We start from the raw sequence: 19,478 nt of genomic DNA, 5'->3' as shown, positions 1-19,478 counted from the left end.
ACTCATAAAATATGGGCGGAAGGCCCGGTCGATTCCAGCCCCACTGGTAAAAAAGCGCAGCAACAGCAGTTACACCGCGATATTATCGATCAGGCGTACACCGCCGATCATGGCTGCTGCCAACATACGCACCGGCCCGTCAAGCTGCGAAACCCGCTCCAGCATCAGCGCAGAGCGTAGCTCGATATATTCCACCTCATCAAAGCCTGCGTCCAGCACCTCGGCCCGCGCGGCCTTCATAACCAATGGCACCGGCGCGCCGCCGCGAATGGCCGCCGCCGCCCGCTGCATGGCGGCGTGCAAGGCCGGCGCACAGGCCCGCGCGTCGGTTGAAAGCTGTGCATTGCGCGAGGACATCGCCAAACCGTCGGCCTCACGGATCGTTTCGCATCCGGTGATCTTGACCGCCAAATTCAGATCCGCGACCAGCCGTTGCACCACCTGCAATTGCTGCCAGTCCTTTTGCCCGAAATAGGCCCGATCCGCCGCCGTCATCCCGAAAAGCTTGGCCACGACCGTTGCCACCCCGTCGAAATGGCCAGGACGATGCGCGCCTTCCAAAGGGTCAGAAATCCCCGAAACTGAAACGGTGGTCGCAAAGCCGGAGGGATAGACCTCCTCAATTGGTGGTGCAAAAACCACATCCACGCCCAAGGGGGCCAGCAAAGCGGCGTCCGCCTCTTCGGTGCGGGGATATTTCAGCAAATCAGCGGGGGCGTTGAATTGTTTGGGGTTGACGAAAATCGTCACGATCACCCGCGCGCAATCGCCCCTAGCCGCCCGCACAAGGCTTAGATGCCCGTCATGCAAGGCCCCCATGGTCGGCACCACGCCAACGGCATCGCCATCAGCCTTCCACCCCGCCACAATCTCACGCAACTGCGACACATTCCGCACAATTTGCGGCATCATTTCTTTGCACCTTTTGCAGGCAAGACATCGGCAAAGCCATGCTCTGGCCCCGGAAAGGCACGGGCGCGCACCTCGGCGGCATAATCGGCAATCGCCCCGGATGCGGTCTGGCCCAGTGTCGCATAACGTTTCACGAATTTGGGCTGGAAATCGGTGAACAGGCCCAGCATATCATCCACCACCAAAATCTGCCCGTCACAGCCGACGCCCGCCCCGATGCCGATCGTGGGAATGGTCAACGCCTGCGTAATCCGCTCTGACAGCCCTTGGGGTGTTTTCTCCAGCACGACCGAGAATGCCCCCGCCGCCTGTACCGCCTTGGCATCGGCCATTACTTGCGCGGCCTCATCATCACGGCCCACGACCTTATAGCCGCCCAGCGTGTTCACCGCCTGCGGCGTCAGGCCGATATGCGCCATCACCGGCACGCCGCGCGCGGTCAGAAATGCAATCGTTTCCTGCATATGAATGCCGCCTTCCAGCTTGATCGCAGGGGCACCAGTTTCCGCCATCAGGCGGCTGGCGTTGCGAAAGGCCTGCTGCGGGCCTTCTTCATAGCTGCCGAAAGGCATGTCGATCACCGGCATCGCATGGCTGATCCCTCGCATCACCGCCTGACCATGTGCGATCATCATCTCCATCGTCACGCCAAGCGTGGAGGGCAGCCCGTAAAGCACCATGCCAAGGCTATCGCCCACCAAAACCACATCGCAATGCAGATCCACAAGCCGTGCCACAGGGGTGGTATAGGCGGTCAAACAGACCAGCGGATCGGCCCCTTTGCGGGCCAAAATATCGACCGGAAGGGTCGGGCGAACGGGTGTACTTGCGCTCATGTCTCTCTTGCGCTCCTTCAAGAGGGATGGAAGCCGCCTTATACAGGCCGAGACAATGCTCCACCAGTAATAATCTTGCGTGGCGGTCCCGTTAATTGCCTTGCAAAGGGGCGGTCACAAGATTGCGCGCACCCCCTGCCCCACCATCAAAGCGGGACGTTGCCCGCATCCATTCCCGGCACCATACCGTCGCGCGGATCATCGAAAACCGGGCTGCGATCATTGGCAAGCGCCTCGTCGCCATAGACAAGCTCGGGATCGACGCGCTCGGCCGGAACCTCTGCGCCGCGGTTGAAATTCTCGGGGTCCACCCGAAGTGATTCCGCCTCAGATCGGACGTGAACACGGGTATCCAACGGCACCATATCATAAAGCGCGATCACATCCTGATTGAACATGCGGATACAACCGGCCGAGCTGGAATTCCCGATGGAATCAAGCGCATTGGTGCCGTGGATCCGGTAATAGGTATCGCGCCCGCCACGATAGAGATAGAGCGCGCGCGCGCCTAATGGGCTGCGCAAACCGCCGGGGATACCGCGTGCAAACGGCCCGTAAATTTCCGGCTCGGTGCGCAGCATGTTCTTGGTCGGTGTCCAGCCCGGCCATTTTTTCTTGACCCGAATCACGCCATCGCCGGAAAAGCTGCGCCCTGCCCGACCTGCGCCGATCGGAAAGCGCACGGAATTGGCCCCTTCGCGCACGAAATACAGGAATTTGGCATAGGGATCGACATCAATGGTACCGGGGGGCTGTTCCCCCAGATAGGTGCCGGTAATCCGGCGGTTCACCCCGCCCAGATAGGTTGAGGGGATGCCCGGCAAGGCATAGCCACTGTCATAGACCGGGCCATAGCCCTCGATAAATCCGGCTGACGGGATGATCGCCTGACTGTTGGCGCAGGCCCCCAGAAGGGCGGTGCCCGCAACAGATAAAAAAGTCCGGCGGTTTACTGGAGCAATTGTCACGCGGCGATCTCTTCCTTGGTTCATTTTGTCCAGAACGGCCATTTCCACAGGCGCAGGTCAAGGCCTAGCGGCGTAAAATCCCCGAAAAGGGGGCGTTTAGGACATTTTTTGCAGGTTTGCGGCAAATCGGCCAACAAAAGCCATCTGTCGGCAGGCGAGTCAGCCCCTTGGCCTGCGCCGCGCTGTCACCTCACCGCCGCCATTGTGCCGGATGCGGGTGATCGCCTCGGCTGCGGGCTCCATCACGGTGGCCATGAAGGCACCGGTGGCGTGGATCATCAGCTCTGTATCGACCATCATCGCAACATGGCCCTTCCAGAATAACAGATCGCCACGCCGCGGCGCCTCCCCTTCGCGCACAGCCTGACCCATACGCTCTTGCATATCGCTGTCACCGGGACAGGCGATCCCGCAGGCCAGATGCGCGAGCTGTATCAGGCCAGAGCAATCGATGCCGGAATGGCTGTTGCCGCCCCAAAGATAGGGCGTGCCCAGAAACAGCCGCGCCACCTCAACTGGATCGTTGTACCAGCTGCCCAAAGACTGCAAATGGCCCGTCGGCACAAAACCGTGCGGGGTTTCGGTAAACGCGCCCGTCTGATCAACCACATGCAGACGGGTGCCGAAACTGATGCCGACCGATTGCGGTGCCTGCGCACGCGGCTCGGAATAAAGATGGCTTGCGGGGGCGGCAAGCCAATGCGTCGCCCCTGTTGGCGCACAAAGAGCGGTTTCGGGGATATAGCCGCAATAGCCGTCCTTGCCGGCCCGCCCGAAAGCAAAACCCTCATGGTATTCAATTACATCAAAGCCATCGCCCAGCAAAAGCTGGCGGTCACGCGGGCCATCGGGGCTGCGCAACAGATCGACCACCGGCACCGCAACCTCACATGGGATCGCATCGGCATAGGCGGGGGCGGCAACCTGCCCCTGAAGGGCGATATCGGCCACCCGTTCATTCGCAAGCGTCAACCGCCGGTCAAAGACAGGTGCGTTCATTACAAATCCTTTCCAAGCATCTGCGGCAAGGCGGCCAGAATCGCCCGTGCGCCCTGCCCGGCGCCCCCTTTGGGACGCGCGGGGGCGGCTGTCGGTTGATGCCCGTAGATGTCGAAATGCACATAGGCGGGGTTATCGACGAAACGCCGCAAGAACAGGGCCGCCGTGCTGGCACCCGCAAAACCACCCGCAGGCGCATTGTCCAGATCGGCAATCCCCGGCTCAATCATCGCCTCATAGCCGGGCCAAAGCGGCAAGCGCCACACAGGGTCGCGCGCCTGCATCCCGGCCGTGGAAAGGGCTGAGGCAAAACCCTCGTCATCGGTGAAAAACGGTGCCAGATCCGGCCCGACCGCAACCCGCGCCGCCCCCGTCAGGGTCGCCATGGAAATTACCAGATCGGTCTCGCCCTCATCGGCCAGCGCCAGCGCATCGGCCAGAACCAGACGCCCCTCGGCATCGGTGTTATTCACCTCCACCGTCAAGCCTTTGCGCGAGGTCAGAATATCCCCCGGCCGCATCGCAGAGCCAGCGATGGCATTTTCCACCGCGGGCACCAAAACCCGCAAGCGCAACCGCAGGCCCAACGCCATGATCATATGCGCAAGGCCCAACACCGTCGCCGCGCCGCCCATATCCTTTTTCATCAATAACATGCTGGCCGGCGGTTTGATATCCAGCCCGCCGGTATCAAAACACACCCCCTTGCCGACAAGCACCACTTGGGGGCCTGCATCGCCCCAGCGCATATCCAGCAACCGCGGCGCGCGGGGTGAGGCGCGCCCGACCGCATGGATCATAGGCAGGTTCTGCGCCAGCAAATCATCACCGCGCGTCACCTGCACGTTGGCGCCGTGTCGATCAGCCAGCTTGCAAAACGCATCCTCCAATTCTTGCGGCCCCATATCGTTGGCAGGGGTGTTGATCAAATCACGCGTCAGATATTCGCCCTCAGCCATGGCCAACAGGCGCGCAGCGTCCACCCCTGCGGGGACTTTCAGACGCGGCTGCTCTTTGTCAGTGCTGCGGTAACGGTCAAACCGGTATTGTGCCAACAGCCAGGCCAGAACCACCTCATCCAAAGCATCGCCCGTCAGATCGGTCTGATAATGCCAATCCCCCGCAGGCAAAGACGTCGCCATGCCAAACCGGCTACGCGCCCGTGCCTTTGACGTGCCATAGCCAAGCACAGCCGCACCGACCCCGCCATCATCCCCCGGAAGCAATGCAAGCTGTCCCAACCCCGCCTTGAAGCCGGTCGTCGTCAACCATGCCTGTACCGTAGCCGACTGCGTGGCAAGCCAATCACCCAAAACCTCCTCTGCAACAATATGGATCGGACGAGAGGCACAGTCAGCAGGGGCAAATTCAACCATTTCAGAAGTTCCATCCTTGGGCATTTTCGCAGACCCTAGGACGTTTCAACCCGGAACCGAAACCCAAAAACCGGCCCTGCGCCATTTTTCTCTGTCCGGTGCCTAGATCTGCTGGTCGAGCGCACCGTTCTCGGCGGCCAAAGACCGCTTGGCAACCCGCAAGAACCGGGCCCAAACAGCCGCAAATGCGGTCACATCCTCTCCCTCCAGACAGTTGCGCACATCAAGCGCAACGCGACTAAGGCTTACCAACCCCAGTTGCGTGGCCATACGCTCCAGCCGACGCAGCTGGCGCGCAAGGGTCATCAGATCCTTGCCCTCTACCTGCTGTGCCATGCCGGATATCGACAAGGTAAGTTCGTTCAACGCACGGCTTACAACCTCTTCGGCAACCTTCGTGCCCATTGACCGATAAATCAGGGCGATCGGCTCTGCGTCCTGGCAAATCCGGTCATTCGGCTTAAGTTTCATTATCGTTGCACTCATTTCACCCTCATACTCCAACACACCGACGGCCAATCTGACCAAAAGACCTGAAGAAAAGGTTGCCGCCCAAGCATGAAACCTCTCGAATTTTTCTAAACCAGCCTCTAATACTCCACCACTTGTTCAAGGAGCACCCTATGCATAACGCCAAACCGCTGCCCAGCTATCTGATCCAACGCTATCATGGCTGGCGCGCCACGACCTATGGCGACAACAAGGCGTGGTACCGGCGACTGGCGGAATCTGGCCAACACCCGCGCGCGATGGTGATTTCCTGCTGTGACAGCCGCGTACATGTCACCTCGATCTTCGGCGCGGATGAAGGCGAGTTTTTCATCCACCGCAATATCGCAAGCCTCGTGCCGCCCTATACGCCGGACGGCAAGAATCACGGCACCTCGGCCACGGTCGAATATGCCGTGCAGGCGCTCAAGGTCGCTCATATCGTCGTTTTGGGCCATTCCAACTGTGGCGGGGTCAAGGGCTGTCATGATATGTGCAGCGGCAATGCACCCGAACTGCTGGAAAGCTCCAGCTTTGTGGGCCGCTGGATGGATATCCTGCGCCCCGGCTATGAGCGGGTCAAAGAGATTGATGAGCCTGATCGCACCCGCGCGCTGGAAAAGGAAGCGGTGCTGATAAGCCTTGAAAACCTGATGACCTTTCCCTTTGTGAAAGCCGCAGTCGAGGATGACCGTCTGACAATTCACGGCCTTTGGACCGATGTGGGCGAAGGCGCGCTGGAACAATACGACCCGACCAAAGGCGGTTTTGTCAAAATCTAAGGTAAGGGTCGGGGCCCGCCCCCGACCGCCCGCAAAAAAGGCCGCGCATGACAGACGCAGAAAAAGCCTATGCCGCCGCCGAACGGATGATCGCGAAGGCAAAGCGGGATGGTGACGAGGACCTCGACTTCAATGGAGGCGAAACCCAAGCGCTCGAAGAGTTGCCCCCTAGCATTGCCGAGCTTTCCGGGCTGGTGCATCTCAATTTCAATAGCACCCGCCTCACAGATGCGGGCATCGCGCCTCTCCGTAATCTTCCCCATGTGGACTCACTGCTCCTTTCTTATACGCCAATTACAGAAGCGGCACTGTCCCACATCAACACATTGGACATATTGAGAATACTGCATCTCAACGAGACCCAGATTTCCGACATACGCCCACTACGCGACTTTGCAAGCAAGGCAGCAGCATCAGATCGTTACCATTTAGCATTTGACCACTGCACTGCGGCCAAATCAGACGAGCGGATTGCCGCAATTTCAATGATCAAACGCCGCCAAGGACGCGCCCAAGCCCTTCTGGACCTGATCGACGCAGGCTGGGTGCCGCCGGGGGACGTCGTGGCCGATGCGCCACTGGCCCCCGGATACGTCCTGCCGCCTGATGGCCCGATGCGGTCCCAAGACAGCGCGCCGCTTGGCGGGGACGAAGATCAATAAGGCCTGCGCGAAGACCTTGTCGATAAGGCCGCAACCCTGATTGAGGCAATCGGCGCCTCGAACGAATGGGCCGGGCTGCGCCGCTCGGCAGAACATTACCGCACCCAGATTGCCAAGCCCTTGGCCGGAATACGCCTCAAGCGGCTCTATTCGGCAGGCAATACCCTGCGTGTGGCCTATGAGGCCGATGCAAAGGCCGAAAATCTTGGCCGTCTGAATGACATGATGCCCCCGCTGATCACTGCCGTCCTGAAAGATCTGGTCGAAACGCATGGGCTGTTTTTCATAGGCTTTCCCAATGCCGCCGATATTCACGCGCAGATGTTGGCAGGCCTAACCGGTCAACGCCGCCCAGAGGAAATCGCGGCCGCCGAACCGCTGGTTCAAAGCCTTGAAAACAGACCATTGGCGCTGGACGCCGAAGATCAAGCCGCGATGGCAGATGATCTTGCCGCCGCAAAGGGCAAAGGGCCATCCGCCGAGATAGGTGAGAAAACCCTGCGGGCGAGGCTGTGGAATATGCTCGGGGCCTTTGGGAGAGCGATCAAAGCGGTCACCAAAAGCGGCGGCAAAGAGATTTTGAAGCATTACTTCATCGATTGGGTGCGTAGTTATGAAACACTCATCGCAAGCTGGTTGCAGATCGCCCAAGGCAGCGCCTCTGGCTGGTTCACCAACATGATGCAGGTTCTGCGCGGATGGATCGGCTAACCAAAAGAAAACCCCGCCCCCGAAAGGGCGAGGCTTCAAGATAGATCCGTCACAGAGGGTTTAGCCCTTTTTCAAGCAGCGCTGACCCAGAACCTCGGCGATCTGCACCGCGTTCAACGCAGCACCCTTGCGCAGGTTGTCGGAAACGCACCACAGGTTGAGGCCGTTATCGATGGTGCTGTCCTGACGAATGCGGCTGATGAACGTTGCGAAATCGCCGACACATTCCACCGGCGTTACATAGCCACCATCTTCGCGCTTATCGACAACCATGATGCCCGGCGCCTCACGCAGGATATCGCGGGCCTCATGTTCGTCCAGAAACTCTTCGGTCTCGATGTTGATCGATTCGGAGTGACCGACAAAGACCGGTACCCGCACGCAGGTTGCGGTGACCTTGATATCCTTGCCCATGATCTTTTTGGTTTCCGCGACCATCTTCCACTCTTCCTTGGTGGAACCGTCATCGAGGAAAACATCGATATGCGGGATCACGTTGAAGGCGATCTGCTTGGTGAATTTCTTGGCGGGCTGGTCGTCGGTCGGGTTATAGATGCTTTTGGTCTGGTCCCAAAGCTCGTCGATACCCTCTTTACCCGCACCCGACACGGATTGATAGGTCGAGACCACAACCCGCTTGATCGTCGCGCGGTATGCAAAGGCTTCAACGCCACAACCATCTGGGCGGTCGAACAGTTCGGGTTCGCGATGATCATCTTTTTCTGATAGCCAAGCACCGCATCGGCATTCACCTCTGGCACGATCAGTGGCACATCCGGATCATAGCGGTAAAGGCTGGAGTTATCGATCACCACACAGCCCGAAGCCGCCGCCTTGGGCGCATAAATCTTGGTCGCATCAGAGCCGACGGCAAAAAGCGCCATATCCCAACCGGTGAAATCAAAGGTATCAAGATCTTTGCATTTCAAGGTCTTGTCGCCAAAACTGACTTCTGTTCCCATGGATTTACGCGACGCAAGCGCCACAATCTCATCCACCGGGAATTCCCGCTCAGCGAGGATATTCAGCATTTCGCGGCCCACGTTGCCCGTGGCCCCAACGACAGCGACTCTATAGCCCATCATGGCCTCCATTTATGTCCGTCCGCGCCATACCCCAAAGCAGCCCCGAGGGGAAGGGCCAAGCACCACTTTACGCAGTGGCCAGTTCGCTGCGCTGCTCGCGGATCGGTAGATGCACAAGCGCCGAAAAGGCACCAACGCCAACGCCGATCCACCAGACCAACGTATAATCGCCGGTCAGATCATACATCTTGCCACCCAGCCAGACGCCCATAAACGACCCCAACTGGTGGCTTAGAAACACAAAACCGTAAAGCGTGCCCATATAGCGCAGCCCAAACAGATGCGCGACCAACCCCGATGTCAGCGGCACCGTCGCCAGCCACAAAGAGCCCATCACCAAGGAAAACACCAAGACCGAAGCGGGCGTCATCGGCATCAGGATAAAGGCGGCCGCCGCAACCGTTCGTGCCGTATAAATCCCCGCCAGCAGGTATTTCTTGGAATAGCGGTTGCCCAGCCACCCCGCATAGATCGCCCCCGCAATATTGGCCAACCCGATCACCGAGATCGCCACCGCCCCCAGCGCCGAGGTCGATGAAATCCCGATCGCCGCCAGATACCCCGCTTGGTTGATCGGCCCGCACATCTCGGTCACAAAGGCCGGGAAATGCGCGGTGATAAACGCCAGCTGATACCCGCATGAGAAAAAGCCGAGGAATATCATCGTATAGCTCGGGTCCTTGAACGCGCGGCGTAAGACCGTGCCAAGGCTTTCTTGTAATTCCTGCTTAGTGGCCGTGATCGGGGCGCGCAAAAATGGCAGCGCAAAAAGCACGCATAGAATGACGACGGCAAAGATCACGAACACGGTCTGCCAGCTGTAAAATTGCAACAAAATCTCGGCACTGGGGGCGCCAAACACCTGCCCCGCCGAACCGGCCGCTGTGGCAATCCCCAGCGCCAGACTGCGGTTTTCAGCCGAGGACGCGCGCCCCACAATCGCCAGAATCACGCCAAAGCCCGTGCCCGCAATGCCAAAGCCCACCAGAATTTCCAGCAGCCAATGCTGCCCCGGCGTCACCGCCATAGATGACAGCACCAGCCCCGCCGCATAAAGCAGTGCGCCTGCAATAATCGCGCGACGGTCGCCAAACCGTTCCGCCAAGGCGCCAAAGACAGGCTGGCCAATGCCCCACGCCAAATTCTGGATCGCAATCGCCATCGAGAAATCCGACCGCAGCCAGTTGAACTCTGTCGCGATCGGGATCTGGAACACGCCAAAACTGGCGCGGATCGCAAAATTGATCATCAAGATCGCACAGCCGGCAATCAGGACCGGCGTGAACAGGGGGGATTTGGTCATTGCCGCTCTCCGTTACAGTGGTGCGCAAATTTGCGGATAGGCAAGGCAACGGTCAATCATTGAATTGTAAGGGTAGCAATTTGGGGGCGCCCCCCGTCAAAGCGCACCGCGCAATCTGGACAGCCCCGCAAGCGTGCAATCACCCGCATCCAGCATGGCCGCTGTGATGCCTTGTTGCCGCAACGCATGGGCATAATGGTCACACTCCCCCGGCGCGCCAATCAGGATTATCGGTTGGCCCAGCCAATAGGGCTTGGCGGCGGCCAGTTCCGCCCCGATCAAAAGCCCCGCCAAACGGCTGCGCGCCACCTGCGCCGAAAGCCCTGCAAGCACAGCCTCGGCCCGAAGGGAAAACAGCCGCGCCGCCAGCCTTTCTGGCCGCGAAAGCGTATCGGACAGCGCCTTTTCAAAGGCCGCAGCATCAAAACCGTCAGGCGCATCATCATGCTGCGAGAGCGCGGCGAACAGTTCCCCCGTCAGGAAGGTCTGAAAGCTGACCACCTCTTTGGCGCTGACATGGACCCATCTGGAGTGGGCGCCGGGCAAGCAGATCACACCGTCAAAATCAGGATTCAACGCCAAGGCACCGGCAATCATCGCCTCTTCGCCACGCATCATATCGGCGGGGTTGGCTTGGGACAGGCCGGGGGCGATCTGCAAGGAAATCCGCGTATCAGAGGTCGGGATATCCACCAGAGTTGCCGCATCGACAGGCGTGCAAGGAACCGCGCGATACGGAGCCTCATTCCAACCACAGGCAATAACCGGAACCGTCTGCGCCGACAGCCAAGGTGCGATCAGGCGCAACAGTGCGCCCTCGGCATCGTCACCGATATCCCCCTTAGCCTCGGCCAAGGGCCCCTCCGTGCCCATCGCCGTTGCGCGCATATGCGCAGCGGTGCACTCAACTGCAATCCAGTCGGGGCTGGTCTGTGTACCGTGGGTCATGTCATCCCCTTTCCTGTTGTTTTGCCCCCTTAACACTGCTGCTGCCACATGGGAACTCAGTTACCAAGATAGGCGGCCAGTTCCGGCGGCGGGTTCTGCAACAGATCCGGCGTCGACTGTGGCGCATGGGCAACGCCCCCTGCAACAAGACAGGTCAGCGGCGCAAAGCTGAGCGCGTCCTGCGGGTCATGTGTGACCATCAGGACACAAGCATCGGTTTCCTCGGCCAGGGTGGACACCAGCCCTAACATCTCGGATTTCAGGGCAGGGCCAAGGGCGGCAAAAGGCTCATCCAGCAGCAGGATCGGGCGCGCGCGCAACAAGGCCCGCGCCAGTGCCGCGCGGCTTTGCTGGCCGCCCGAAAGCTGTGCGGGTTTGCGCGGCCCCATCCCAGACAGGCCCACACGGTCCAAAGCCGCGCCAATCGCCGCATGATCGCCCTTTGTCAAACGCAGATCCGGCGAAATCCCCAGCCCGAGGTTTTGCGCAATCGTCAAATGCGGAAACAGATTTTGATCCTGAAACACGGTGGTAATCGGGCGCGCGGCCGCCCCCATCGGTGTCAAATCCGTGCCATCCCACAGCACCCGCCCCGAATGTGCGGCAAAAAACCCGCCGATCACCGATAAAAGCGTGGATTTGCCAGCACCGGAGGGGCCAATCACTGCAATGCGCGCGCCCTTGGCGGCCTGCCAATCGGCAGTCAGGCGGAAATCGCCTTGAGTGATTGTCAGTCGGTCAAGATGCAGCATAGCGGCGCCCCCAATGGTCAAAGGCCCAGAAAAGAGCAAAGGAGAGGGAAACCAGCAAGAGCGCGGCGCTTGCCGCCACCTCCATCCGGTACGCCCCCATCAAGCGTTGAACCAAAAGCGGAAGCGTCGCCTCCCCCTCACCGGCAAAGAGCGCGATCACGCCAAGATCTCCCATCGACAAGGCGGCCACAAGCCCCGCCGCAAAACCCAAAGGCCGCGCCAGCCGCGGCAGAACCACCCAGCGCAAACGCCCCCAACCCGTCAGCCCCAGCGAGGCGGAAAGACGGTTGTAATCAACGTAAAGACTGCATGCCTCAGGGGCCAGAATGCGAAAGGCAAAAGGCAGCGACAGCGTGGCATTGATGATAAAGGTCACCGGCAGCGCAAGGCTGGCAGGACGAAAATAGGGCTGTAAAATCAGAAATAACCCTGTCCCCAACACCAATGAGGATGCCGCAAGAGGCAAAGTCGCCGCCAATGCGGGCCACCCCCTGCCACGCGCCGCAGCCATTGCAAGGACCAGCCCCACCGCGACGCTCAGCCCGGTAGAACCAAGCGCGATCAGGATCGACCGCAGGGCCGCCGCCCAAACCTGCGAAGGCAATGCAAGCATCCCCGGCAAGCCGTTCAGCACAACTGCCAACAGCGGCAAGGCCAAAAACATGGCAGCAAAGGTGATCGCCAAAACATCCGCAATCCGGTGCCAACCTGTCGGCGCAGGTGGCCCCCCTTGACGGTCGGCCCCCACGCCAAAACCGGAAGGCAGGCTGATCCGCGTTGCCACGACATAGGCGATGGCACAAAGCCCGAACTGCAAAAGCGCCAACCGCGCGGCGGTCGGCAGATTAAAATCAAAGCGCAGCGCCTGATAGATCGCCAACTCAATCGTAGTGGCACGCGGCCCGCCGCCCAAGGTAAGGGCCACCACAAAACTGGTCAGGCAGATCACAAAAATCACCAGTGCCGCCCCCGGCAGAACCTCACGCAGCATCGGGCCCTCGATGTGACGCCGGATGGCCGAGGGCGAAAAGCCAAGGCTGGCCGCAAGGCGAAACCGCTCGGCCGGGATGGCTTGCCAACCATGCAGGATCATGCGCACCGCCAGCGGCATATTGAAAAACACATGCGCCAGAACCACACCCGACAGCCCATAAATCGAAAAGGGCGAAAACCCGAGCGCGCCCCAAAGCGCGTTGACCCAGCCCGCACGCCCAAAGACTGAAAGCAACCCCAGCACCGCCACGATCCCCGGCAAGATAAAAGGCGCGCCCAAAGTGGCGATCAAGGCGCCACGCCCGAAAAACCGCCGCCGCGCCAAGGCACGCGCCACCGGCACCGCCAGAATAACCGAAATCCCCGCTGACAGCGCAGCCTGCCAAAGCGTAAACCGCAGGGCTGCAAGCTCTGCCCCCGAAAGCGAAAACCCCCTCAGCGAGAGACCCAAGGCGCCAAGCGGGGTCAGCAGAAGCAGGATAACCGCCGCCGCCAACCCCGCTGCGGTCAACGAGAGAGCGCGCTCAGCCATTCGTCCAGCGCCTGTGTGCGGGCGGCATGCGCCTCATCCGCGGTCATCAACAGCGCCTTTTGCGGGGTGATCATCTGGTCGAACCCATCGGGCAGTCCTGCGGCGGGCATATGGGCGGGATACATCCAGTTGGTTGTCGGGATGATGGATTGAAATGTCTCTGTTCCCATGAATGTCAGAAACTGATCAGCCAGACCCGGCTCCGGCGCGGCCGCAAGTTTGCCTGCGACCTCTACCTGCATATAGTGGCCTTCTTCAAATAATGCAGCGGATTTGGAGTTGTCGCCCTCTGCGATCAGATGGTAGGCGGGCGAAGTGGTGTAGGACAGCACCATATCCGCCTCACCGGCGGTGAACATGCCGTAGGCCTCGGACCAGCCGGGGGTGACGGTGACGATATTGTCGGCTAAGCCCGCCCAAATCTCTGGCGCCCGCGCACCATAGGCCGACTTCACCCAAAGCAACAGGCCCAGACCCGGCGTCGATGAGCGCGGGTCCTGAATTACGATTTTCAGGTCAGAAGCGGCCAGCTCTTCAAATGACTTTGGCGGATCGGGCAGCTTGCTATCATGTACAAAGGCGAAATAACCCCAGTCATAGGGCAAGAAGATCGGGTCGTCGAAGGTGACGGGCAAATCATTCGCGCCCTCTTGCCCGTGCGGCGCAAAGAGACCGGTTGCGCTGGCGCGGGCGGTCATATTGCTGTCGAGCCCCAGCACCACAGAAGCGTCGGAGCGCGCCCCCTCCAACTGCAAACGGGCCAAAAGCTCTGCGCCGTCGCCCACGGCGGAAAACACCAGATCGCATCCGCAGATCGCCTCAAAAGCGGTTTCAATCGCCGGACCCGGCCCCCACTCTGAGGTAAAGCTGTCATAGGTCAGCACATTCAAAACCGGCGTTTCGGCATGGGCGGCGGGCGCGAAGACAGCAAGCGCCGCAAGGGTCAGGTATTTCATCGATATCTCCTTAGATCTGCATCACTGGCATTGCGAAGGGGTGCTACGACATCCTCGGGACAAACAGCGGATCCGCCACCAGCCGAATTGCGAGAAAGGGATACAAGATAATTCGTTTCAGCATGGTCACTCCAAGGACGACAGCGAAAGGTCGGGATGGATCATTCCATGCACCTTCCCTCCGCCGGTTCTAACCGGTTCAGGTTCAACGGGTCTTTGGCTCTTGCCAAATCTCAGCCCAATGGAATGGCCCCCCGAGGTTTGGATGAGTCTAACGCAGGGCCCGCCAAGAGCAAGGGAGAAACGCCCTAACGCATAATACGGTAGGTTGAAGAAACGAGGCCAGAAGGAAAACTGCGGGTCGTTTGATGGGTCAAGGACACCTCTTCGGGCAAGCTACCAAACAGCGAGCGCCCCTGACCCAGCAGCACAGGCACGCGGGTTTGTGTGATTTCATCCAGCAGCCCTTCACGCAGGAAGGACTGCAACACACGGCCGCCATCGACGTAGACCCGCTGCCAGCCTTCAAATGCAAGCACGGTCACAAGATCGGCCGGGGCCATATCGCTGATCACCACAGTGTCAGCCAGATCCGCGGGAACATCCTCAACCGTCAGGCTTTGGCTTAACACGATCACCGGCTGGGCATAGGGCCATTGCGCAAAGTTGCGCACGGTTTCAAAGGTGCCCCGCCCCATGATTATTCCGTCGATGCTGGCGATAAAGGCATCATAGCCGTGATCCTCGGCACCGCTGTTGAACGGGTCCAGCCAATCAATGCTGCCATCGGGACGGGCAATAAAACCATCGAGACTGGTTGCGATGAAGGCGTGGCAGGTCAGGGACATGGCGACAGCTTTCCAACGGGTTTCCAATAGGCAAAGGCCCCACCATTTCGGGCGGGGCCTTTTCATAGATGCTTGATCAGATCAGGCGTGTTTTTTCTTTGGGCCTTTGACAGCCGCCCAGATCCGCTTGTTGGTCAGATAAAGCAGAACCGACAGGATCGTCAGGAAGATCACAGCGGTAAAGCCTGCCTGTTTGCGGGCCATCATCTTTGGCTCGGCAGTCCACATCAAGAAAGCGGTTACATCCTCGGCAACATTCTCGATGCTGTTGGAGTGGCCGTCCTCATATTCCATCTGATCTTCATAGAGCGGTGGCGCCATGGCAATCCAGCCGCCAGCAAAGGCGGTGTTTTCATAAAAGATCGTGCCTGCCTCTTCCTTTTCCTCACCAGTATACCCCGTGAGGATAGAGACGATATATTCAGGCCCGCCGATACCTTTTACGAACTGGTTGATACCCGTACCTGCTGGGCCATGAAAACCGGCGCGTCCTTTGGCTATCAAGCTTAGATCAGGGGCGTTTGGATCACCCGATACCGGGAAATGGTCCGTAGCTTTGCGTGGACGGAAATCATCCAGCTCGGCATCAAAGATCTCCATCTCGGCGGCATAGGCGCGCACCTGATCATCGGGCATATGCGGCCCACCCTCATCCGCCAAAGAGCGGATGGGGACGAATTTCAACCCGTGGCAGGCCGAGCAAACCTCGGTATAGACCTGCAAGCCGCGCTGAAGCTGGTGCTCATCATAGGTGCCGAACGGACCTTCAAAGCTGAATGCCACATCCTCGACGTGACCTTCATCACCGGCGGCCATTGCCGAGCCAGCCCCAAGAACGAGGGCGGAAACGGCGCTGATTGCGATTTTACGAAACATAATCATCAGTTCCTTTGTCCTCACTCTGCCGGATCGGCGTAATGGGATTTGAAGTCTTCCTCGATCGTGGCGGGCGCTGGCAGTGGTTTTTCAAACACGCCAAGCAATGGCAGGATAACAAGGAAATAGGCGAACCAATAGGCCGATGCGATCAACGAAATCCAGTCATAAGGGAAATCTGTCGGACGCGCACCAACCCACATCAGCACCATGAAGTCGACGCACAGCAGGATAAACCAGCCTTTGAACATCGGGCGATAGCGGCCCGAACGTACCGAGGATGTATCCAGCCAAGGGGCCAGCGCCATCACGGCAATCGCACCGAACATGGCGATCACACCAAAGAACTTCGCATCGACGATACCGAAAGTCACAAAGCTGGTCAGCTGAACAACCCAGACATCTGCCGTAAAGGCCCGAAGGATCGCGTAGAAAGGCAAGAAGTACCATTCCGGCACAATATGCACAGGCGTCACCAGCGGGTTTGCCTCAATGTAGTTGTCGGGGTGGCCAAGGTAGTTTGGCATGAAGCCGACGACAGCAAAGAACACAACCATGATCACGGCAAGCGCGAACAGGTCTTTGATCACGAAGTAAGGCCAGAAGGGCAATGTGTCTTTCTCGGCCTCGGCTTTTGAGGTGCGGCGCACTTCGACACCGGTCGGGTTGTTGTTCCCGGTCGAGTGGAAAGCCCAGATATGAATGGCCACAAGGGCTGCAATCACGAAAGGCAACAGATAGTGCAGGCTGAAGAAACGGTTCAGCGTGGCGTTGTCAACGGCAGGGCCGCCCAAAAGCCAAGTCTGGATCGATTCGCCGATGCCCGGAATAGCGCCGAACAGCCCGGTGATCACGGTCGCACCCCAAAAGGACATCTGCCCCCAAGGCAAAACATAGCCCATGAACGCCGTACCCATCATGCATAGATAGATGATCATGCCGATGATCCACGTAATCTCACGCGGGGCTTTGTACGAGCCATAGTAGAGGCCGCGGAAAATGTGCAGATAAACCGCGATAAAGAACAGCGACGCACCGTTTGCGTGCAGATAGCGCAGCATATGCCCACCATTCACGTCGCGCATGATGTGTTCAACGCTGGCAAATGCAAGGCTGACATGCGGGGTATAGTGCATCGCAAGGACGATACCCGTGGCGATTTGAAGCACCAGACAGAATGTCAGAACAATACCCCAGATCCACATCCAGTTCAGGTTCTTGGGTGTGGGAATCATCAGGGTGTCATAGGCCAGACCGATGATCGGCAGGCGTTTGTGAACCCATTTCTCAATGCCCGTTTTGGGCTCGTAATGGTCGTGCGGAATTCCGGCCATGATATTTCCTTACCCGAGCTTGATGGTTGTTTCGTCCGTAAATTCCGCAACGGGAATCCACAGGTTTTCTGGCGCCGGGCCTTTGCGAATACGGCCCGCAGTATCATAGTGCGAACCGTGGCAAGGGCAGAACCAGCCACCAAAATCACCCGCGCCATCGCCGATAGGCACGCAACCCAAATGGGTGCAGACGCCGATCATCACCAGCCATTCGCCGGCCTCATCCATCGTGCGGTTGACGTCAGATGCATCGGTATCGGGCTTGTTGGGATTTTGCGACAACTGATCGATGACAAGATCCGCGAGAGGTACCGCGCGACCCTCGTCGATCTCTTCCTGGGTGCGGCGCCGAATGAAAACCGGCTTGCCAAGATATTTCACCGTCAGCTGTGTGCCCGGCTCCATACCCGCAACATCAACAAAGATAGAGGACAAAGCCTGCACATCTGCCGAGGGGTTCATTTGGTTGACAAGCGGCCAAACGGCGGCCCCTGTGGCAATGGCACCTGCGCCTGCGGTGGCGTAATACAGGAAATCCCTGCGGGTGCCTGCGTGTTCGTCTGCGTGGGACACGAGAATTCTCCCTTCCGAGGGCTACATGATGCAACCCATGTCATGATCGGGCTACGAAGAATGCGCGCCCTATGTTTTGGTATTTAGCGCCTGAATTTGGCTACGTCCAGCGGACAAAGGCGCGCACTTAGGCATTGCGTGGCCGAAATGCAACCGGACGGCCAAAGAATCAGCCAAAATCCTGATCCGCCCGTCGTTTGCCCCTTGAATCTTGACCGCAAAATCCGCCTCCCAGGCGACAAAACCGCGTTACGAGGGCGCAACTGTGGCCTTCATGCTGTCACGCGCGGCAAAATCCGCCTCCCATTTGGCAAGCGCAGGCCGCCCTTCGCGCCAGTTACGCGCGTCATGACGGAAATCCACATAGCCAAGCGCACATGCAACCGCGATCTGCCCCATGTCCAACGGCCCGTGCAAATGCGCCATCCAGCGGTTTTCCATGGCGTCAAGCGCGCGGTCAACCTTGGCCCATTGCCCCTCAACCCAATCGTCAAACCGTTTTTCTTCAGGCCGGACCCGCGTTTCATAGACCATCAAAATAGCCGCGTCCAAAATGCCATCCGCCGTCGCCTCCAGCGTCAGCGTATCCCAAAGCCGCGCGCCTTGCGGATAGAACCCTGCCTCAAAATGAGTGTCCAGATAGCGTGTGATCACCCGGCTGTCGTACAGCGCACAAGCGCCCTCCCGCTCCAGCGCAGGGATTTTGCCAAGCGGGTTTTGCGCTAGCGGGGCGGTCCCCGCATTGACCGGCGTACCGCTGGCCGCCTCTAATGTAACCGCATCGGACTTACCGACCTCCGCCAGTAAAACCAGTATTTTGCGTGCATAGGGCGATGTGGGGGAGTAAAAAAGACGCATCCGTTTTCCTTTGACCGTGGCGCATAGCGCGCGGACCTATTCTTGAGCGACAAGCTTGCAGCATGCAAGGCAATCGCCCAGAAAGGAACAAACCAATGAAGGATTATCTATCGTGACCAACACAACCGCGCTTAACCTGCCTGCCGCCGATCCGCTTGACGACGATATCGCCGCGTATTTTGGGAAATGCGAGGAAAAGCTGGGGTTGGTTCCAAACGTCTTGCGCGCATACAGCTTTGATCAGGCAAAGCTGCGCGCCTTTATGGAAATGTACAACGATCTGATGCTGGCCCCATCGGGATTGAGCAAAATGGAACGGGAAATGATCGCCGTTGCGGTCTCGGCTGAGAATCGCTGCGTTTATTGTCTGACGGCCCACGGGGCGGCGCTGCGCCAACTGTCGGGCGATCCGGCATTGGCCGAGGTGATCGCGCAAAACTGGCGGGCCGCGGCTCTGGATGCGCGGCAAAAAGAGATGCTGCGCTTTGCGGTCAAGCTGACCAACACCCCGAAAGATATGGAAGAAGCCGATCGGCAAGCCCTGCGCATGGCGGGGTTTTCAGACCGTGATACTTGGGATATCGCCGCTGTCACATCCTTTTACAACATGTCGAACCGACTTGCCGCGGCCACGGAAATGCAGCCGAATCCCGAATATCACGGTGCGGACAGATAGGGCAACCGG

At 59.1% G+C, this 19,478-nt stretch carries 20 protein-coding genes, 1 pseudogene and 1 riboswitch; of the genes and pseudogenes, 4 read left to right on the top strand and 17 right to left on the bottom strand.

Annotated elements, in window-relative coordinates:
• Positions 1–69 precede the first annotated feature (69 nt).
• From panC to AKU94_RS14545, 6 genes are all read right to left on the bottom strand, one after another.
• On the bottom strand, positions 70–909 hold the full coding sequence (panC, locus tag AKU94_RS14570) for a pantoate--beta-alanine ligase (RefSeq protein ID WP_083445087.1): 840 nt from the start codon (positions 907–909) through the stop codon (positions 70–72).
• Positions 909–1,748: a 3-methyl-2-oxobutanoate hydroxymethyltransferase gene (gene panB, locus AKU94_RS14565; protein ID WP_050527990.1), complete on the bottom strand. Its 840-nt coding sequence runs from the start codon at positions 1,746–1,748 to the stop codon at positions 909–911. Before panB ends, panC begins: the two co-directional genes overlap by 1 nt.
• Before the next feature lie 146 nt (positions 1,749–1,894).
• Positions 1,895–2,716 carry a L,D-transpeptidase gene (locus AKU94_RS14560; protein WP_083445086.1) on the bottom strand — a complete coding sequence of 274 codons (822 nt, stop codon included), beginning with the start codon at positions 2,714–2,716 and terminating at the stop codon, positions 1,895–1,897.
• Positions 2,717–2,875: 159 nt separating this feature from the next.
• Positions 2,876–3,715, bottom strand: coding sequence for a C40 family peptidase (locus AKU94_RS14555; RefSeq protein ID WP_050527989.1), 840 nt, complete (start codon positions 3,713–3,715; stop codon positions 2,876–2,878).
• Positions 3,715–5,091 carry a leucyl aminopeptidase family protein gene (locus AKU94_RS14550; protein WP_050528150.1) on the bottom strand — a complete coding sequence of 459 codons (1,377 nt, stop codon included), beginning with the start codon at positions 5,089–5,091 and terminating at the stop codon, positions 3,715–3,717. The genes AKU94_RS14555 and AKU94_RS14550 overlap by 1 nt, the downstream gene beginning before the upstream one ends.
• A 102-nt stretch (positions 5,092–5,193) precedes the next feature.
• Positions 5,194–5,562 carry a hypothetical protein gene (locus AKU94_RS14545; protein ID WP_232295777.1) on the bottom strand — a complete coding sequence of 123 codons (369 nt, stop codon included), beginning with the start codon at positions 5,560–5,562 and terminating at the stop codon, positions 5,194–5,196.
• Between the two features lie 152 nt (positions 5,563–5,714).
• On the opposite strand from AKU94_RS14545, the gene AKU94_RS14540 reads away from it, so the two are divergent.
• The 3 genes from AKU94_RS14540 to AKU94_RS14530 all read left to right on the top strand — a co-directional run bounded on the left by AKU94_RS14540 (position 5,715) and on the right by AKU94_RS14530 (position 7,735).
• Entirely contained in the window at positions 5,715–6,362 is a 648-nt protein-coding gene (locus tag AKU94_RS14540; RefSeq protein ID WP_050527987.1) for a carbonic anhydrase, read from the top strand.
• Positions 6,363–6,409: 47 nt separating this feature from the next.
• Positions 6,410–7,024 carry a leucine-rich repeat domain-containing protein gene (locus AKU94_RS14535; protein WP_050527986.1) on the top strand — a complete coding sequence of 205 codons (615 nt, stop codon included), beginning with the start codon at positions 6,410–6,412 and terminating at the stop codon, positions 7,022–7,024.
• 120 nt (positions 7,025–7,144) lie between these two features.
• The gene (locus tag AKU94_RS14530; RefSeq protein ID WP_050527985.1) at positions 7,145–7,735 is read left to right on the top strand and encodes a hypothetical protein; all 591 of its coding nucleotides are present in this window, start codon (positions 7,145–7,147) and stop codon (positions 7,733–7,735) included.
• Between the two features lie 60 nt (positions 7,736–7,795).
• On the opposite strand, the pseudogene AKU94_RS14525 reads toward AKU94_RS14530, so the two are convergent.
• The 11 genes and pseudogenes from AKU94_RS14525 to AKU94_RS14475 all read right to left on the bottom strand — a co-directional run bounded on the left by AKU94_RS14525 (position 7,796) and on the right by AKU94_RS14475 (position 18,793).
• A pseudogene (locus tag AKU94_RS14525) lies at positions 7,796–8,817 on the bottom strand (aspartate-semialdehyde dehydrogenase).
• Positions 8,818–8,887: 70 nt separating this feature from the next.
• A complete protein-coding gene (locus AKU94_RS14520; protein WP_050527984.1) occupies positions 8,888–10,123 on the bottom strand; it encodes an MFS transporter in 1,236 nt (411 codons plus the stop codon).
• A 96-nt stretch (positions 10,124–10,219) separates the two neighbouring features.
• Positions 10,220–11,071, bottom strand: coding sequence for a 2-dehydro-3-deoxygalactonokinase (locus AKU94_RS14515; protein ID WP_050527983.1), 852 nt, complete (start codon positions 11,069–11,071; stop codon positions 10,220–10,222).
• A gap of 56 nt (positions 11,072–11,127) precedes the next feature.
• Complete coding sequence (locus AKU94_RS14510) at positions 11,128–11,823, bottom strand: thiamine ABC transporter ATP-binding protein (RefSeq protein WP_050527982.1); 696 nt, start codon at positions 11,821–11,823, stop codon at positions 11,128–11,130.
• Positions 11,810–13,348 carry a thiamine/thiamine pyrophosphate ABC transporter permease ThiP gene (locus AKU94_RS14505; protein ID WP_050527981.1) on the bottom strand — a complete coding sequence of 513 codons (1,539 nt, stop codon included), beginning with the start codon at positions 13,346–13,348 and terminating at the stop codon, positions 11,810–11,812. Before AKU94_RS14505 ends, AKU94_RS14510 begins: the two co-directional genes overlap by 14 nt.
• The gene (gene thiB, locus AKU94_RS14500; protein ID WP_050527980.1) at positions 13,324–14,304 is read right to left on the bottom strand and encodes a thiamine ABC transporter substrate binding subunit; all 981 of its coding nucleotides are present in this window, start codon (positions 14,302–14,304) and stop codon (positions 13,324–13,326) included. The genes AKU94_RS14505 and thiB overlap by 25 nt, the downstream gene beginning before the upstream one ends.
• 159 nt (positions 14,305–14,463) lie before the next feature.
• Positions 14,464–14,571: riboswitch (TPP riboswitch) on the bottom strand.
• 41 nt (positions 14,572–14,612) lie between these two features.
• Positions 14,613–15,152 (bottom strand): dihydrofolate reductase family protein, encoded by a 540-nt coding sequence (locus tag AKU94_RS14495; RefSeq protein ID WP_050527979.1) that lies wholly within the window; start codon positions 15,150–15,152, stop codon positions 14,613–14,615.
• Between the two features lie 81 nt (positions 15,153–15,233).
• Positions 15,234–16,028, bottom strand: coding sequence for a cytochrome c1 (locus AKU94_RS14490; protein WP_050528149.1), 795 nt, complete (start codon positions 16,026–16,028; stop codon positions 15,234–15,236).
• 20 nt (positions 16,029–16,048) lie between these two features.
• Complete coding sequence (petB, locus tag AKU94_RS14485) at positions 16,049–17,362, bottom strand: cytochrome b (protein ID WP_050527978.1); 1,314 nt, start codon at positions 17,360–17,362, stop codon at positions 16,049–16,051.
• A 9-nt stretch (positions 17,363–17,371) separates the two neighbouring features.
• The gene (petA, locus tag AKU94_RS14480; protein ID WP_050527977.1) at positions 17,372–17,935 is read right to left on the bottom strand and encodes a ubiquinol-cytochrome c reductase iron-sulfur subunit; all 564 of its coding nucleotides are present in this window, start codon (positions 17,933–17,935) and stop codon (positions 17,372–17,374) included.
• A gap of 249 nt (positions 17,936–18,184) precedes the next feature.
• On the bottom strand, positions 18,185–18,793 hold the full coding sequence (locus tag AKU94_RS14475) for a glutathione S-transferase (RefSeq protein WP_050527976.1): 609 nt from the start codon (positions 18,791–18,793) through the stop codon (positions 18,185–18,187).
• 109 nt (positions 18,794–18,902) lie between these two features.
• Between AKU94_RS14475 and AKU94_RS14470 the strand changes: the two genes are divergently transcribed.
• On the top strand, positions 18,903–19,469 hold the full coding sequence (locus AKU94_RS14470) for a peroxidase-related enzyme (RefSeq protein WP_050528148.1): 567 nt from the start codon (positions 18,903–18,905) through the stop codon (positions 19,467–19,469).
• The last annotated feature ends 9 nt before the right edge of the window (positions 19,470–19,478 follow it).

The sequence above is a fragment of the Pseudorhodobacter aquimaris genome (assembly GCF_001202025.1).
Taxonomy (GTDB): domain Bacteria; phylum Pseudomonadota; class Alphaproteobacteria; order Rhodobacterales; family Rhodobacteraceae; genus Pseudorhodobacter; species Pseudorhodobacter aquimaris.
This window is presented reverse-complemented; position numbering and strand designations above follow the sequence as displayed.